Origin of the sequence: Bartonella vaga (assembly GCF_037070895.1) — a bacterium.
GTDB lineage: Bacteria > Pseudomonadota > Alphaproteobacteria > Rhizobiales > Rhizobiaceae > Bartonella.
Map to the genome: position 1 here is coordinate 25,895 of NZ_JAYMZK010000010.1, position 16,454 is coordinate 42,348.

14 protein-coding genes are annotated in these 16,454 nt (G+C 38.6%); 2 read left to right on the forward strand and 12 right to left on the reverse strand.

Annotated features, from left to right (window positions below; translation table 11 throughout):
* Positions 1-28: 28 nt before the first annotated feature.
* The 8 genes from WCP76_RS05940 to WCP76_RS05975 all read right to left on the reverse strand — a co-directional run bounded on the left by WCP76_RS05940 (position 29) and on the right by WCP76_RS05975 (position 8,643).
* Complete coding sequence (locus WCP76_RS05940; protein WP_336294761.1) at positions 29-1,282, reverse strand: class I SAM-dependent RNA methyltransferase; 1,254 nt, start codon at positions 1,280-1,282, stop codon at positions 29-31.
* Positions 1,279-2,022, reverse strand: a complete 744-nt coding sequence (locus WCP76_RS05945; protein ID WP_336294762.1) for a TlyA family RNA methyltransferase — start codon at positions 2,020-2,022, stop codon at positions 1,279-1,281. The genes WCP76_RS05940 and WCP76_RS05945 overlap by 4 nt, the downstream gene beginning before the upstream one ends.
* A 1-nt stretch (position 2,023) precedes the next feature.
* Positions 2,024-3,946: a 1-deoxy-D-xylulose-5-phosphate synthase gene (gene dxs / locus WCP76_RS05950; RefSeq protein ID WP_336294763.1), complete on the reverse strand. Its 1,923-nt coding sequence runs from the start codon at positions 3,944-3,946 to the stop codon at positions 2,024-2,026.
* 233 nt (positions 3,947-4,179) lie between these two features.
* Positions 4,180-4,434 carry an exodeoxyribonuclease VII small subunit gene (locus WCP76_RS05955; RefSeq protein WP_336294764.1) on the reverse strand — a complete coding sequence of 85 codons (255 nt, stop codon included), beginning with the start codon at positions 4,432-4,434 and terminating at the stop codon, positions 4,180-4,182.
* 7 nt (positions 4,435-4,441) lie between these two features.
* Positions 4,442-5,548, reverse strand: a complete 1,107-nt coding sequence (ribB, locus tag WCP76_RS05960) for a 3,4-dihydroxy-2-butanone-4-phosphate synthase (protein WP_336294765.1) — start codon at positions 5,546-5,548, stop codon at positions 4,442-4,444.
* On the reverse strand, positions 5,548-6,651 hold the full coding sequence (gene aroC / locus WCP76_RS05965; RefSeq protein ID WP_336294766.1) for a chorismate synthase: 1,104 nt from the start codon (positions 6,649-6,651) through the stop codon (positions 5,548-5,550). The genes ribB and aroC overlap by 1 nt, the downstream gene beginning before the upstream one ends.
* A 147-nt stretch (positions 6,652-6,798) precedes the next feature.
* The gene (gene fabI, locus WCP76_RS05970; protein ID WP_336294767.1) at positions 6,799-7,617 is read right to left on the reverse strand and encodes an enoyl-ACP reductase FabI; all 819 of its coding nucleotides are present in this window, start codon (positions 7,615-7,617) and stop codon (positions 6,799-6,801) included.
* Between the two features lie 129 nt (positions 7,618-7,746).
* Positions 7,747-8,643: a DnaJ C-terminal domain-containing protein gene (locus WCP76_RS05975; RefSeq protein ID WP_336294768.1), complete on the reverse strand. Its 897-nt coding sequence runs from the start codon at positions 8,641-8,643 to the stop codon at positions 7,747-7,749.
* A 339-nt stretch (positions 8,644-8,982) separates the two neighbouring features.
* Here WCP76_RS05975 and pdxH point away from each other — a divergent pair, with 339 nt between their 5' ends.
* Complete coding sequence (gene pdxH / locus WCP76_RS05980) at positions 8,983-9,606, forward strand: pyridoxamine 5'-phosphate oxidase (protein WP_336294769.1); 624 nt, start codon at positions 8,983-8,985, stop codon at positions 9,604-9,606.
* A gap of 460 nt (positions 9,607-10,066) precedes the next feature.
* Here pdxH and ubiA read toward each other — a convergent pair whose 3' ends face one another.
* A complete protein-coding gene (gene ubiA, locus WCP76_RS05985) occupies positions 10,067-11,071 on the reverse strand; it encodes a 4-hydroxybenzoate octaprenyltransferase (protein WP_336294770.1) in 1,005 nt (334 codons plus the stop codon).
* A 91-nt stretch (positions 11,072-11,162) separates the two neighbouring features.
* Here ubiA and purD point away from each other — a divergent pair, with 91 nt between their 5' ends.
* The gene (purD, locus tag WCP76_RS05990) at positions 11,163-12,437 is read left to right on the forward strand and encodes a phosphoribosylamine--glycine ligase (RefSeq protein ID WP_336294771.1); all 1,275 of its coding nucleotides are present in this window, start codon (positions 11,163-11,165) and stop codon (positions 12,435-12,437) included.
* Positions 12,438-12,930: 493 nt separating this feature from the next.
* Here the strand turns inward: purD and WCP76_RS05995 are convergent, their stop codons facing one another.
* From WCP76_RS05995 to WCP76_RS06005, 3 genes are all read right to left on the reverse strand, one after another.
* A complete protein-coding gene (locus WCP76_RS05995) occupies positions 12,931-13,464 on the reverse strand; it encodes a DUF6101 family protein (RefSeq protein WP_336294772.1) in 534 nt (177 codons plus the stop codon).
* 147 nt (positions 13,465-13,611) lie between these two features.
* A complete protein-coding gene (locus tag WCP76_RS06000) occupies positions 13,612-15,021 on the reverse strand; it encodes an FAD-binding oxidoreductase (protein WP_336294773.1) in 1,410 nt (469 codons plus the stop codon).
* A 1-nt stretch (position 15,022) separates the two neighbouring features.
* Positions 15,023-15,985: an L-threonylcarbamoyladenylate synthase gene (locus WCP76_RS06005; protein WP_336294774.1), complete on the reverse strand. Its 963-nt coding sequence runs from the start codon at positions 15,983-15,985 to the stop codon at positions 15,023-15,025.
* Between the last annotated feature and the right edge of the window lie 469 nt (positions 15,986-16,454).

Genomic DNA, 16,454 nt, shown 5'->3' on the forward strand with positions numbered 1-16,454 from the left:
ATTTGATTAAAAAATTTGTCCATTTTTATTAAAGCTTCCAGCTTTTTTTTGTTTTTCGTTTGCTCAAAACAGCAACAATTTCAACATGTGGTGACCATAAAAATTGATCAATCGGTATAATTTGTTCTACCTTATAATTACCTGCAACAAGAAGAGATAAATCACGGGCAAATGTGGTGGGATTGCATGAAATAGCCACTACAAGTGGTATTGCTGCTTTAGCCAATTCACGTACTTGTTCTTCTGCACCAGCACGTGGAGGATCGAAAACAACACTATCAAAACACTCAAGCTCTTTCGTTGACAATGGACGGCGAAAAAGATCACGCTTCTCACAAGTTACTGTTTTTAAACCAGTTGCAAAACGTGTTGCCAAATGTAAATTTGCTAAGGCTACCTCGTTATTTTCAACCGCATGAACATTTACCTTTTTAGCCATGCGCAATGCAAAGGTTCCAACTCCTGAAAACAAATCAGCAGCATTTTTTGCTTTTTTTAAATGATTCAAAATAATATTGCCTATGATATTTTCAGCTTCATAAGTTGCTTGGAGAAATCCACCAGGCGGAAATTCAACACAAACATCCCCGAAGCAAACAAAGGGTCTTTCTTGTTCAACCAAAACTTCACCTTCAATAGACAACCGTTTAATTCCGTATGAAAGGGCTGCAGATACTATTTTCTGGCGAGTCGACTCATGGCGTATAACGCAACCACTTACAGCAACATCTAAACCATTTTCAACGTGTGTTATCGTAACATGAAACCGCTTTACATGATTGCTTAGAAAAAAACATAGCATTCTTATATTATTCAATTGAGATGTAAGCTCTGAACAACTTACTGGACACTCCTCAAGAGCTACAATCTCATGAGAGAAATGACGGTTAAAACCGACTCTAGGACCTTGTGGTGTTATGGATGCTGTTAAAGTCATTCGCCGACGGCTATAGAGCTTACATTCAATTAAAGGTGAAACAATAAGATCAAGTCCATACTTTTTAAGCGCATCAACAACTAATTGCCGTTTCCAAGTACGATAAGCATCGGCACGCCAATGCTGAAGCGTACACCCTCCACAATTCTCAAAATGTTTGCAAATAGCATCAATGCGTTCTGAAGATTTCTTTTCTAAAGTAATAAGTTTTCCATATTTTTCATGAAGAGTAATTGTAGCAATCTCTCCTGGTAAAGTAAAAGGAACATAAACAGGACCATGCGGTGTATTGGCAAGACCATAACCATTCACTCCAATATGATCGATTGCAACCTCATTGCTCACTCTTTTTCTCCAAATAACAAATATTCTAAATTACCGTCACTACCTAAAATAGGTGAGGGAAATAAACCTTTTGCTGTCCATCCTATTTGTGTATTTAGCCAATCAAAAAGTTCTTCAGCAATTTTTTTTGCTACTGATACATTTCTCAAGACTCCCCCCTTACCAAGACCTTCTCGACCAATCTCAAATTGTGGTTTTACCAATAAAACCGCTTGAGCTCCATTTTTAGCTAAAGACAAAACAGAAGGCAATGCAAGCTTAAGCGAAATAAAACTGACATCAGATACTATAAGATCAATTTCCCGCCCATTTAAATGTTCTCGCTGAAAATCTCTAACATTTAACCCTTCTAATAAGGTGATCGCACTATTTTCAAACAAGCGGGTGTCAAATTGATGATGTCCAACATCAACAGCAATAACATGAGCCGCTCCACGTTCTAAGAGAACCTGTGTAAAACCACCTGTCGATGCACCGATATCAATGGCCGTAACATTATCCGTTACAACCGGAAATACATCAAGTGCACTGATCAACTTCAAAGCTGCACGTGAAACATAATTCTGCGCCGGATCACAAACTACGATTTCTGCATCATCGGAAATGATTTGCCCAGCTTTTAAAATTATTTTTCCGCCAACTTTAACAGTTCTACGTACAATAGCATCACGTGCTCGTGAGCGTGTCGCAAAAAAGTTTTTTTCAACTAAAAGAATATCGAGCCTTTTCCTAACGGTCATCTCACACTCGAATTTTTTGCACTCTCCGAATCTCGCGTCCCAAAGCACTCAAAACTGTATTTACAATACCGACAGCATCAAGCCCGATACGCGAAAGAACTTTCTCTGGTAGGCCATGGTTTAAATATTCATCAGGGAGTTTTAATGTACGAATTTTTAAACCATGTTCTAAGAGTCCTTCTTGCGCTAAAAATTGTAATAAATGCGCTCCAAATCCACCTATCGCACCTTCTTCTATTGTCACCAATACTTCATGCTCACGTGCTAAACGACCCATCAAATCCTTATCCAAAGGCTTTGCAAAGCGTGCATCCGCAACCGTTGTAGACAATCCCTCTGCCTCCAATTCATCAGCAGCAATCAACACTTCTGACATCCGCGTTCCAAAACAAACCAAAGCTATCCTATTTCCCTCACGCAGAACACGTCCTTTTCCAATCTCTAATAATTCACCGCGTTGCGGTAAATCTATACCAACCCCTTCACCACGCGGATAACGAAAAGAGAGTGGCCCCTGATCATAAGCTGCAGCAGTACGCACCATATGCATCAGTTCAACTTCATCGGAAGGCGCCATAACAACAAATTCAGGAAGAGTTGCCAAAAAAACAATATCAAAACTTCCAGCATGAGTTGCACCATCGGCACCCACAAAACCTGCCCGATCAATTGCAAAACGTACCGGTAATTTCTGAATCGACACATCATGAATAATTTGATCATAAGCCCGTTGTAAAAAAGTCGAATAAATCGCAACAAAAGGCTTATACCCTTCACAAGCAATACCCGCAGCAAAAGTTACGGCATGCTGCTCAGCAATACCAACATCAAACATTCTTTCAGGAAATTTTTCAGCAAAAGCATCAAGGCCTGTTCCTGTTGGCATTGCCGCAGTTATGCTAACAATCTGATCATCATGCCTAGCTTCTTCTATTAAAGCCTTAGAAAATACCTTGGTATAAGAAAGAGCAGTGCTTCGTGCTTGAACCTGTTTACCCGTTATAATATCAAAACGATTAACACCATGGTATTTATCATATGATGCTTCTGCAGGTGCATATCCCTTCCCTTTGTGCGTAACCACATGAACCAAAACAGGCCCATTAGGATATTCACGAACATTTTTCAAGACAGGCAATAAATGCTTTAAATTATGGCCATCTATTGGTCCAACATAATAAAAACCAAGCTCATCAAATAAGGTTCCACCAACCAAAAAACCACGTGCAAATTCCTCTGAACGACGTGCTTTATCTACAAAAAACTTGGGTAACTTTTCGCTTAGTAGCTTTACCTTTTCACGCAAACTACGGTAAGCGGGACGAGAAACTAATCGTGCAAGATGAGCACTCATGGCACCTGTAGGCGGTGCAATAGACATATCATTGTCATTAAGAATAACAATCAAACGCGCATCCAAAGCACCAGCATTGTTCATAGCTTCATAAGCCATCCCAGCAGACATAGCTCCATCACCAATTACAGCAACGATGTTCCGCCTTTCCTCTGCTTTTAAAGCACTAGCCACCGCCATACCAAGACCAGCTGAAATAGAAGTCGAAGAATGGCCTGCACCAAATGGGTCATATACACTTTCTGAACGCTTCGTAAAACCTGATAATCCACCCTCTTGACGTAATGTACGAATTTTATCTCTACGACCCGTTAAAATTTTGTGCGGATAAGCCTGATGACCTACATCCCAAATAATTTTATCCTCAGGTGTATTGAAAATGTAATGCAAAGCAATGGTGAGCTCAACAACACCAAGCCCCGCACCAAGATGGCCACCCGTTACAGAAACTGCATCAATTGTTTCCGCCCGTAACTCATTAGCTAACCTTACTAAATCAGTTTCAGGCAATGCTCGCAAATCACGTGGTAAATAAATACGATCAAGTAGTGGCGTCAATGTCTGAGACAAAAAAAGCTCCTTAACATTATATTATCAAAAGAATGAAACGATTTAAAATATACCTTCTCCCCTCTTCCATTTATACTTTTGCCTATTTTTACTGAAAAACGTCTTCTATTTATAAAAGTTTAGGCTTTTCTCATTAACTTATTTCATAAAAAAGAAACTTATAAAATCTGTTCCCTTAAACTAAATTACTGCACCTCCCACCCTGCAATAAACACCTTTAAATTACTGAAATATTATTCAGAATCAAGAAGCTCTGTACCTACCGGAGAACCTCCCTCTGAAAATTGAATTTTTTCAATTTTAGCTTCAGCCATTTTCAAGAGTTTTTCACAGTGCTTTTTAAGAGACTCACCGCGCTCATAAATATCAATTGATTGTTCCAAAGGAACATCTCCACGTTCTAAGTTTTCGACAATTACTTCAAGTTGCTTAAGAGCTTCCTCAAAACTTAGTGCTGTAATATCGCCTTTTTTTATCTCTTGTTTCATGCACACCTCACAAAATATGTGTTTTAAATACACGAATTCCAAAACCTTCTAAACCTGCGTAATGACGCTCTTTACAGGCATTAACAGAAACAGAACGAATTCCCAAATGTTTCAAAATTTGTGACCCTAAACCAATCTCACGCCATTCTGCTTCACGTTCAATTGCCTGCAGATGATTTTCTGAACCTTCTCTTGTAATTTCCTGAATGCCAAAAGCAGATTGTACAACAACAGATCCTTCACGCAAATAAACAAAAACACCACGCTTCTCTTTTTCAACCATACGCTGCATAATAGCTAGAATATTTGAAGATGGACAAAAAATATCGTTTACAATATTTTCACGATACAAACATACGGGAATATTTTCACCATCACAGATATCACCAAAAATAATTGCAATGTGTTGGACTGCGTCCCAAGGAACTTGATAACTTTTAACAACAGCTGGTCCTATCGATGTTTCGATAGACATTTCTCCAACATGCCTGATCAACATTTCCTTACGTTGGCGGTGCGCAATCAAATCCGCAACCGTTATGATATGCAATTGGTTATCTTGTGCAAATTTTGTAATTTCATCCCCACGCTTAACACTCCCATCATCATTAACTAACTCACCTATAACACCAACTGGCGACAAACCGGCTAATTTACATAAATCAACAGCTGCCTCCGTGTGCCCTGAACGCATAAGGACTCCTCCATCATGCGCAATCAAAGGAAAAATATGTCCTGGACGAATAAAGTCACCTGCATGAGCATTTGAATTAGCAAGATTACGCACCGCCAATGTACGGTCGTGCGCTGAAATCCCCGTTGTTATTCCATGTTTAAAATCAACACTAACAGTAAATTGAGTACGATGCGTGGAATTATTATCTGATACCATAGGAGCAAGATTAAATCGTTGCGCCTCTTCTTTTGGCATAGGTGCACAAACGATACCCGTTGTATAACGAATGATAAATGCCATCTTCTCTTCCGTACAATGAGCAGCAGCAACGATCAAATCACCTTCATTTTCACGATCATCATCGTCAGTAACAACAACAATTTCACCACTTCTAAAGGCTTGAAGTGCAGAAACAATTTTTTTTTCGTCATACACCATTATTCACCTTTTGGATCACCGACTTGACCGCGATGCCTGAGATAATGGTCAGCAATAGCACAAGCAACCATCGCTTCACCAACAGGAACTGCCCGAATCCCAACACATGGATCGTGACGTCCCTTCGTCGCAACATTTACCTCATGGCCATCAACATCAACTGAACGAAGAGGTGTTGAAATTGATGAAGTAGGCTTTACAGCAAAACGTGCAATAATTGGTTGCCCACTTGATATTCCTCCTAAAACACCGCCCGCGTGATTAGATAAAAAGATTGGTTTTCCATCACTTCCCATCCGTATTTCATCTGCATTTTCTTTTCCCGTTAGGCAAGCTGCCGCAAAGCCATCGCCTATTTCAACCCCCTTTACCGCATTAATAGACATAAGTAATGATGCAATGTCTTGATCAAGTTTTGCATAAATAGGTGCTCCTAAACCTGCAGGAACATTTTCTGCAACAACCTCAACAACAGCACCAACAGATGAACCATCTTTACGTACGTTGTCGATATAATCACTAAAAACTTGTACCATCTCTGCATCAGGCGTAAAAAAAGGGTTATTATCAACTTCTGACCAATTCCAACGATCGCGATTAATCGTATGAGAACCGATGGCAACGACAGCTCCCCGTACAATCAAACCAGGAACAATCTTACGCGCGAGAGCACCTGCAGCAACACGTGTTACTGTCTCCCGCGCTGAAGCACGTCCACCACCTCGAAAATCACGGATACCGTATTTAACATTATAAGTATAATCTGCATGACCAGGGCGATATTGATGCGCTATTGAACCATAATCCCTAGAACGGTGATCCATATTTCGCACCAACAGGGAAATTGGTGCACCCGTTGTCACCAAGGTCATCCCATCATCCTGAATGAGAACCCCTGAAAGCACCTCTACTTGATCTAACTCTTGACGCTGCGTTGTATATTTGGATTGTCCCGGTCTGCGTTTATCAAGATAATACTGAACATCTGAAAGAGTAAAAGTAACTCCTGGAGGGCAACCATCGACGACACACCCAAGAGCAGCTCCATGACTTTCTCCCCATGTCGTTACGCGAAATAAATGACCAAACGTATTATGCGACATAAAAAATGCCTCGTTTCTCTATCGAATAGACACAACAACAGCCCATGTAGAACTTATGCACAAGACTGCTTCCACCCTAGAATAGGATCTGGCTGTTTTAAATTCTGTTAAACAATCACTATCAAAGAAAAACTGATAAACCAAACTTCATTCTTTGATGACGGAAATGTCTGGTGCATCAACAGCCTTCATACCTATGATGTTATAACCTGAATCCACATGATGCACTTCACCGGTAACAGAACGCGACAAATCTGAAAGAAAGTAAAGAGCAGAATCACCCACCTCTTCAATTGTCACCGTACGACGCAAAGGAGCATTATATTCATTCCACTTTAGAATATAGCGGAAGTCACCAATACCAGAAGCAGCTAAAGTTTTTATTGGCCCAGCCGATATAGCATTAACACGAATGTGCTTAGGACCTAAATCCACCGCTAGATATTTTACGCTCGCTTCAAGAGCCGCTTTTGCAACTCCCATCACGTTATAATTTGGAACAACCTTTTCTGCACCATAATAACTCAATGTCAAAATTGAACCGCCATTTGGCATTAATTTTTCTGCACGCTTCGTAAGAGCCGTTAATGAATAAACAGAAATATTCATGGTCATCATGAAATTAGACTCACTAATATCAATAAAACGACCGCTTAATTCACCCTTATCAGAAAAACCAACCGCATGAACTAAAAAATCCAATTTGCCCCATTTTTGCTCTATTGCTTTAAAGACCGCATCTATAGAAACACTATCAGAAACATCACAATGACCACAAACAAATCCTTTTACTTCCTCAGCCAAAGGCTCAACACGCTTTTTCATCGCCTCACCCTGATAGGTGAAAGCAAGCTCTGCTCCTGCTGCACTCGCGGCTTTAGCGATTCCCCAAGCGATAGAACGATTATTGGCTAACCCTAAAATTAAGCCACGCTTTCCGTACAATAAACCATTACCTTTAGCCATCAGCACTGCCCTACTGCTCCTTGAAATTAATATTACTTATTTGCCTATGACATAGGTCAACTTTTTCTTCAAGTAATTGGTTTAAGATCGACCCAAAATTATGTTCTTCTATAACTTACAACTAAAAATTTAATCTTTCTGCATTCGCAAGAATTGTTCTAAGGCAGTATCTCCACCTTCCGGCAACATGATGCGAACATGCACATAAAGATCATCTCTTTTGCCATTTTTTAAACGAAGCCCTTTCTCTTTTAATCGTAAAACCCGATCAGAACTCGACCAAGCAGGAATAGTTAAGACAACACGCCCTTCCAAAGTTTCAACTTCTTCTTTGGCGCCCAGAACCGCATGTTTAAGGGGAACTGGCAAATCAAGATGGAGAGCCCTTCCTTCAACCCGTAAACGAGAATGTTTCTGAATGTGAATGGTTACCAATGCATCTCCCGCTTGCCCATAAGCTACCTCTTCTCCCTGCCCTTTTAAACGAATAGTTTGTCCATCTTCGACATAGTCTGGAAGCTTAATTTTTAACTTTTTTCCATTAGGAAAAACAGCTTCTACCTTTTCTGCACCAACCATCTGCTCCAACGTAATGGACAGATTGGCGCGAACATGCGCCCCTTGTTGAGCCCGATTAGATTGTGAAAAATTCGAAAAGCTCCCTCCTCTCCCAAATAGATCACGAAAAATATCACTCGCATCAAAACCTGCACTGCCTGAAGCACCAAATCCTTTTGCCCCTCCTGAAAAAGGATTGTGACTATTACTAAAATTTTCACCTGCACCATAAGCTTGATAAAGCGGTTTTCCTTCCATATCAATTTCACCGCGATCAAATTGTGCTTTTTTGTCTTTATCGCCTATAATCTCATAAGCCTGATTAATTTCAGAAAACTTTTCTTTAGCCTTTGCATCACCCATATTGTGGTCTGGATGATATTTCTTTGCTAACTTTCTGAATGCCGACTTAATCTCTTGTGGTTTTGCGGTACGTGCCACACCCAGGATCGTGTACGGATCACGCATGTTGCCCTCTTTCCAATTTTTTCATTTTCAAAATATCAACTGGTATGTTTCTCAACATTCCTCACAGCTTCATCAATCTATCTTATAGAACGGGTTCTTCTCCGTATAGGTTCCTTCTCTGTATATATGTCTATAAAGAAATTAAAATACCAGATAAAATAGACAATTTATTTAATATACTCATTAAATTCTATGCTAAAAACCAAAATAACTAAAACACCATGATGGTAGATGACGCCATTGGCTTTTTGCAAAGGATAAAAACAGCGTCTTATTGTCTTTATAACAAAGGACATTAAAGAGCTCCTCATGCATACTTAACTAACACTCGGGGATATTATGAACAATAAAGTACAAACAGACGACGATTTTATGCAAATACAAAAACCTTTTAAACTTTTTGCAAAGTGGCTTGAAGAGGCAACCGTAAGCGAAATAAACGACCCCAATGCTATGGCATTAGCAACAGTTGATGAAAATGGCTTTCCTAATGTTCGCATAGTTCTTCTAAAAGATTACAGCCTCAAAGGCTTCGTTTTCTATACCAACTATGAAAGCCGCAAAGGACAAGAAATTTTAAAATCAATGAAAGCTTCCTTAGCTTTTCATTGGAAATCACTCCACCGCCAAGTCAGAATTCGGGGAATTGTTGAAAAAGTTAGTGATCAAGAAGCAGACGCATATTTCCAATCGCGACCACGTGGGAGCCGAATTGGTGCATGGGCATCCAGACAATCGCAACCATTAGAAAACCGTTTCATCCTCAAAAAAGCAATTGCTCAATACACCAAACGTTATGCAATAGGGAATATCCCGCGCCCACCTTATTGGTCCGGTTTCCGCGTCAATCCCTTTTCGATCGAATTTTGGCGTGATCGCCCGTTTCGTTTACACGACCGCCTTCTCTTTACACGCGATTCTGTTGAACACAATGATTGGCAAAAGCAAAAGCTTTATCCCTAATTTCAAATTTTAAAATATAAAGCTTTATTTTTATAATGATTGGCGAACTCTATACAAAATAATATTAAAACTAGATCATTGAACTAGCTTAAACTAGAGAATTATATCTTTCTGCCGTCCCGCTAAGGTTACATTTACAAATACACCTCAGAAAAACGTTGTATCCTGGAAAATTAGTAAAATGATAAGCGGCATTAAAACAGAGCGTAAAAAGGTGAAATGGTCTCGCGTATTTCAAACCTAATAAGTAGAAAGTAGCCATTTGAGTTAACGGAAGAGTAATAAATTTAGGCATCCTCACTAATTTTTTTAGGTTATCCTAGAAATAATAATTTTTAACAAGATTATAATCTTGCATGAGTAAAGGGCTCAAGGGTTAGACTAAAAAAAGCTTAAGTTTCCATTTCTTTCACTTTCAACACCACGTAGCATATGTTTTTATTTTTTAAATTATTGTGAGTTAAGATGCAGAATAAATGATCATCCATACACCAGCGCATACTAAACCAGCAAAAACAACAAAACCAACAAATGAATTAGATTTGAAAAGCTTTAAGCATTGCGAACTATCATCTATATCAATAACTTTAATTTGAATAAACATGTGTATACTTGCCACAAAAAGCCCCAAAAAGCTGAGAATAGGGACTCGCGCAAAATAAAACGCTAAGCTAACAAATATTAAAAAACCACTATACAAAAATATCAAAGCACATTTTGTGCCTTTACCAAAGAGAAGCGCCGTAGAACCTACACCAACAGTAGCATCATCCTCTTTATCTTGATGCGCATAAATTGTGTCATACCCTATCGTCCACAAGATGGATCCCACATAAAGTAAAATTGGTGCCAGACTTAAACTTCCATACACAACAGCCCACCCCATTAACGCTCCCCAATTAAATGCAATACCTAAAAAAAACTGCGGCCAATATGTCACACGTTTCATAAAAGGATAAAAGGCAACCGCTACTAATGAAGAGATGCCTAGAAAAAAACTAAATTTATTAAACTGTGATAATACGACTAAACCAACCAAACATTGCACGAATATAAAAATTTTTGCTTGAAATCGACTTACATGGCCGGTCGGTAATGGACGAGAACGTGTCCTCTCCACCTGAGCATCAATTTTACAGTCAATAAGATCATTCCAAGTACATCCCGCACCCCGCATAGCTATGGAACCTAGAAAAAAAAGAAAAAGATACCAAAACCAGTGGAGTAACATTTGTAAAAAAGGCAATCGATGCATTTCATAAGAAAGAAATGCCATTGTTGCTGACCAAAAACAAGGCCACATCAATAACTGCCATCCGATAGGCCGATCCCAACGGGCCAATTGAGCATAAAACCACAACGAACAGGGAAGAAACTGGTAAACCCATTGCTTGGAGGATGCATCCACCACTCGTCCTTGATTTTCACGGGACTGAATATGTGTAATATTTTTATTTTTTTTCATCAAATAATTTTACCTTTAGTCTTGCGATAAGGGCATTTCATTCTTATGGTAAGAAAACCCATTTAATCACCTTGCGTAATAGGAGCAAGCAATGAACGTTCTTCTTATAGGCTCAGGCGGACGAGAACACGCGTTAGCGTGGAAAATAGCAGCCTCACCACTACTAAAAAAATTATATTGTGCTCCTGGAAATCCTGCAACAATGGAACTTGGTGAAAATATTGATTTGAATATTGATGACCATCTTCTTGTTATTGAGTTTTGTAAAACACATTTTATTGACCTCGTTGTTGTTGGACCAGAAACGCCTCTTGTGTCAGGTATAACAGACGCTCTTAATAATGCTAATATTTGTGTATTCGGACCCACTAAAAAAGCCGCTCAGCTAGAAGGTTCAAAAATTTTTACAAAAGATTTATGCCATAAAAATAACATTCCTACGGGAACTTACAAAAGCTTTAATGACGCTCGAAAAGCTAAAGCCTACATTCAGCAACAAGGTGTTCCAATTGTTATTAAAGCAGATGGCTTAGCTGCCGGTAAAGGCGTCGTTATTGCAACAACAATGGAAGAGGCATTTAACGCAGTTGATGCCTGCTTCAAAAATGCCTTTGGTGACGCAGGAAAAAAAATCGTTGTAGAATCTTTTCTTGAAGGTGAAGAAGCAAGCTTCTTCTGCCTTTGTGATGGTAAAATTGCTCTCCCTTTCGGATCTGCGCAAGATCATAAACGTGTAGGTGATGGTGATACTGGAGCAAATACCGGTGGCATGGGAGCTTATTCACCAGCTCCCATCATGACCGAGGAAATGGTTAATCGTACCCTCAAAGAAATTGTTGAGCCAACTTTGTACAACATGAACGCAATAGGAGCTCCCTTTAAAGGTATTCTCTTCGTTGGATTGATGATAACAAAAAAAGGACCTGAATTAATTGAATTTAACGTACGATTCGGAGATCCTGAATGTCAGGTTTTAATGATGCGTCTCAAAGATGATATTCTTCCAATTCTTCTTGCAGCCGCCCAAGGAAATCTTGAGCAAAAATCCCTTCAATGGTCTGAAAAAACTGCTTTGACTGTTGTTATGGCCGCCAAAGGCTACCCAAACTCTCCCCAAAAAGGTACTGTTATCCGCAATCTTGATAAAGCAAATGCTCTCCCTGATGTGAAAGTGTTTCAAGCTGGTACAGCATGGCAAAATGGAGAACTCATTGCCAATGGTGGACGAGTTTTAAATGTAACAGCAACAGGAGAAACCGTTATGCAAGCGCAAAAACGCGCCTATGAAGCTGTCAATTGTATTGACTGGCCTGAAGGCTTTGTTCGACGCGACATCGGATGGCGAGCTATTGCGCAAAAAAGTTAAATTCTTTGAACATTCTTTTTTCTGATTTAATAGTTTCACATGATAGCATAATGCGTAAATTTGCTAACTATTTTGTGTTTTTCGTAATTGTAAAAAAATATAAAATCTTCTTTTGACAAATAACGCTCTATAAATCTGACTAGTTTTACAAACAACTGTTTACTTATTAAGCTTTAAAAAAGTACTGGATACTATCATTGCATTTGCATAAAAAATCGTGCAATTTGTTCTATTGTAACTTACCAACATTTTAGTGATACTGCAGAATAAAAGCCTACATTCGCCAATAAGGTGCACCCCTTTTTATTAAAGCTGAATGTATAGGCCTTCTGGCAAAAAAGCATTTTTGTTATAAAAACAACAAAAAAACAGTTAACATAAATACCTACAGCAAAAGTATATTGACAAGCAAAACTATTAATTTATGAGCAATAAAATGTTAAATATAATAACAAAGAGACGCACATTATGACACAATAAAAAATGAACGACATTAATACTTCTGTAGAACAGCCCGATTTGCAATCACTAGATGTAAACCTAACGAATTTTTATAACGAAGTAAAAAACGTTTTTGTTTAGAATAGAGTGTCGTACAAAAAAAACGGCCTAAATCAGAACGGTCTTTGACAACCATAACTCGATTATCTTTATTTATCATAAGCATAGGAAGATCATAAGTATCCGCCCATAATCTCCAATCTAGAAGAACATTATTTAAATCTCTAGAAACAAAAAGCGGAACACAGGCTTCCTCATTTGCGTGAAACAACTCTAATGCAACAGCTCTCTCTCCTGAAAGAGTTTCTACAGTGCGTGCCATAATTCCTTTAAAGTGATAAGATGGCACTAAATATGATAAGCTTGAGGAAGTATCCGTTTTAAAAAAAACGCCGCGCTCACTTAACGAACAAATTATTTGACTACCTGTTTTGGGTGAAAAATACGCCGTTGTTTGTGGCAAATGGCACGGATCTAACCGAAATTCAAGCACCGCTTTTTGCTGATTAAAGCATTGATTAGCCATATACAATGTCCCAATTTATTTTAATAAGATATAACTTTAGCAGCTTTTCCTAATTGGATTATTAAAATATTGAATAAAAAACAACTGGTTTATTTTTTGGTTATTGAAATCTAAACAAAAACATATAGAAAATTTATATTTATTGAATTACAATATTTTCCCAGGATTCATAATCCCTAAAGGGTCGAGCATTTTCTTAATCTCTTGCATAATATCCAATGCAACAGGTGATTTGAAAGTGCGTAATTCTTTACGCTTAAGCTGGCCAATTCCATGCTCAGCAGAAAATGTACCTTGATAGCGCATCGCTAAACTATGAATATGATGATTCATTCGTGACCATAACTGTAAAAACACTGCAGGATCAGCTCCTACTGGCTGTGTAATATTATAATGCAAATTTCCATCCCCCATGTGTCCAAAACAAACTATCCGTGAGCCTGGAGCTATATCCTCAACAATACGTGCTGCTTCAGAAATAAAATCAGGAATAGAAGCAATAGGCACCGCAATATCGTGTTTTATGGATCCTCCCGCCAATTTTTGTGCAGATGATATACTTTCACGCAATTGCCAAAAAAAATCTTGCTGCTTTAATGATTGCGCAACGACTGCATCTTCTATCACAGCATCTTTTAAAGATTGTTCTAAAATAAAACTTAGCACTGACAATGCCTCATCAGCATCCTGCAATGATGAAATATTGATTAATATATACCATTCGTGCTTATGCTCAAAAGGAAAACTCTCACACCTCTTGTAATCTAAAGCCATCTGCAAGCTGAGACTTCCCATAAGCTCAAAACCAGTCAACATCCCCCTTCCATAAGATTGAGCAAGAGATAAAAACTCCAGAGCCTTAGACGGACTACGTAATCCCACTAATGCAACTGATGTTCCCTTAATCTTTGGAAAAAGCTTTAAAACTGCCGCTGTTATAACTCCTAAAGTGCCTTCTGCCCCAATAAAAAGGTTTTTCAAATCATAACCACTATTATCTTTTTTGACAAAACGCAAATCATCTAAAATACGGCCATCGGGTAAAACAACTTCCAAACCAAGACAAAGTTCACGCATATTGCCATAAGTTAAAACCCCTGTCCCTCCAGCATTAGATGAAAGATTCCCCCCTATTTGGCAGGAACCTTCTGAAGCCAAAGAAAGAGGGAAAAAACGACCTGATTCGTCTACTTTTTTCTGTAAATCCTGTAAAATAACACCAGCCTCCACCACAGCAAAATTACCTTCCAGATTAATACATCTAATCTTGTTTAATCTTTCCATAGATAAAAGAACGCTGTTGCCACTCTCATCTGGTTGTTGGCCACCTACGAGACCTGTATTCCCCCCATGAGGAACAATCGGCGTGTGTGTTTGGCTAGCTAACTGCATAATTGATGATACCTCTGTGGTAGAGGATGGCCGTAAAAGCAATGGTGTTTTTCCATGAAAAAGTTTGCGTTCTTCAAGCAAATACGGTGCAATCAATGTCTGATCCGTTACAGAATGTGCTGTACCAACGATTTTTCTAAATCTCTCAATTAACTCCTGTTCCATTTTATTTTTCCTTTTGAGCTGCAGCACGTATTAAACGATCATTAATAGCTTCACCTAACCCGTGTAACGGAATGGATTCTACTGCAATACATTTCACTCTGCATGAATCTAGTTCCCTTATGTATTGAAATAAATGAGAAGCAGCCTCTTCTAACTGCGCATTCTCGCTGAGATTTAAAATAGAAACGGCATTTTCAATACCCATGATGCGTTTAGGGCCAAATGCTAAAAGTGCTTCACCGGATTCTACCTTTTGCGCATCCAAACGAATCGTAGCATTAGGTGCATAATGCGATTTTAACATACCTGGCGCCTCAATCGCAGCACGCTGATCTATCCGTTTCAACGATTTCCCTATAACTTCTTCAATCTTTTCAGCCGCAAGCCCCCCAGGACGCAACAAATAAACATTTTTACCAAAAACCTTAATAATTGTTGATTCAAGCCCTATTTTAGAAGGTCCTCCGTCAAGTATTAAAGGAACAGATTCGCCTAACGATGCAAAAACAGCTTCAGCAGAAGTAGGACTAAGACGTCCTGATTGATTCGCACTAGGAGCAGCGAGAGGTCGACCAAAACATTGCACAATTTCTGCAAAACGACTATCTGGAAAACGAACGGCCAATGTATTCAAGCCGGAAGTAGCTAAAGGATGGATATTGTGCTGTACTTTCAAAGGTAAAACTAATGTTAAAGGCCCTGGCCAAAAAGCCTCCATCAATCGACGCGAAAGAAAATCAATTTCAACATAGCGTTCCGCCATGACAATACTACTTACATGAGCAATAAGAGGATTAAATTGTGGACGCCTCTTTGTAGAAAAAATAGAAGATACTGCCCTCCCATTGGTCGCATCACCCGCTAAACCATAGACAGTTTCTGTCGGCAGAGCTACGACCTTTCCCTGTTCAAGGAGTACAACTGCCTCCTTTATGGAAGCGTTATTGAGAGGCAAAATTGTCATGATACATCGTCCTTGTAACGCTCTTTGCGCGTATTATATTTTTTTCATTAATATATCTTATTGATTTAATTTATTTTTTTCAAGGTGCGAGATAACTAAATAAAGGTAAAGAAATAGGATTTTTGAACCTTTCTCTATCAACTACGTCCTTTTTTGCCACATTTTTCCATTAGCTTTCTAAGTTTTTCTAAGATATTTTACGAAAAACAATCAAAATTTTTAACAAACATTCTAAAAACTTCATAACTCAATGAATCAGAAAACCTCATTGTAAAACTCTTTTGGTAAACATCAGCTTCTTTTATTTTAAAAAGTAATGTCTTGATCTAAAGTGTAGAGTTCAAGGATTTTTCTTAACTATATAAATTCATAGTCAATTAGGTTCTTAAGCTTAGGTGAGAAAACCATCAATTCTACAGCTTTCCTTTTATTGCTTAAAGAATACCGTATATTGAATTCTATCTTAGGA

What these genes read in the sequence shown, in the direction of transcription:
- WCP76_RS05955 (WP_336294764.1), bottom strand. Translation starts at nt 4,434, where the DNA reads ATGAAACAAGAGATAAAAAAAGGCGATATTACAGCACTAAGTTTTGAG.
- fabI (WP_336294767.1), bottom strand. Translation starts at nt 7,617, where the DNA reads ATGGCTAAAGGTAATGGTTTATTGTACGGAAAGCGTGGCTTAATTTTA.
- ribB (WP_336294765.1), bottom strand. Translation starts at nt 5,548, where the DNA reads ATGGTGTATGACGAAAAAAAAATTGTTTCTGCACTTCAAGCCTTTAGA.
- aroC (WP_336294766.1), bottom strand. Translation starts at nt 6,651, where the DNA reads ATGTCGCATAATACGTTTGGTCATTTATTTCGCGTAACGACATGGGGA.
- WCP76_RS06000 (WP_336294773.1), bottom strand. Translation starts at nt 15,021, where the DNA reads ATGGAACAGGAGTTAATTGAGAGATTTAGAAAAATCGTTGGTACAGCA.
- pdxH (WP_336294769.1), top strand. Translation starts at nt 8,983, where the DNA reads ATGAACAATAAAGTACAAACAGACGACGATTTTATGCAAATACAAAAA.
- WCP76_RS06005 (WP_336294774.1), bottom strand. Translation starts at nt 15,985, where the DNA reads ATGACAATTTTGCCTCTCAATAACGCTTCCATAAAGGAGGCAGTTGTA.
- WCP76_RS05995 (WP_336294772.1), bottom strand. Translation starts at nt 13,464, where the DNA reads ATGGCTAATCAATGCTTTAATCAGCAAAAAGCGGTGCTTGAATTTCGG.
- WCP76_RS05975 (WP_336294768.1), bottom strand. Translation starts at nt 8,643, where the DNA reads ATGCGTGATCCGTACACGATCCTGGGTGTGGCACGTACCGCAAAACCA.
- WCP76_RS05945 (WP_336294762.1), bottom strand. Translation starts at nt 2,022, where the DNA reads ATGACCGTTAGGAAAAGGCTCGATATTCTTTTAGTTGAAAAAAACTTT.
- ubiA (WP_336294770.1), bottom strand. Translation starts at nt 11,071, where the DNA reads ATGAAAAAAAATAAAAATATTACACATATTCAGTCCCGTGAAAATCAA.
- purD (WP_336294771.1), top strand. Translation starts at nt 11,163, where the DNA reads ATGAACGTTCTTCTTATAGGCTCAGGCGGACGAGAACACGCGTTAGCG.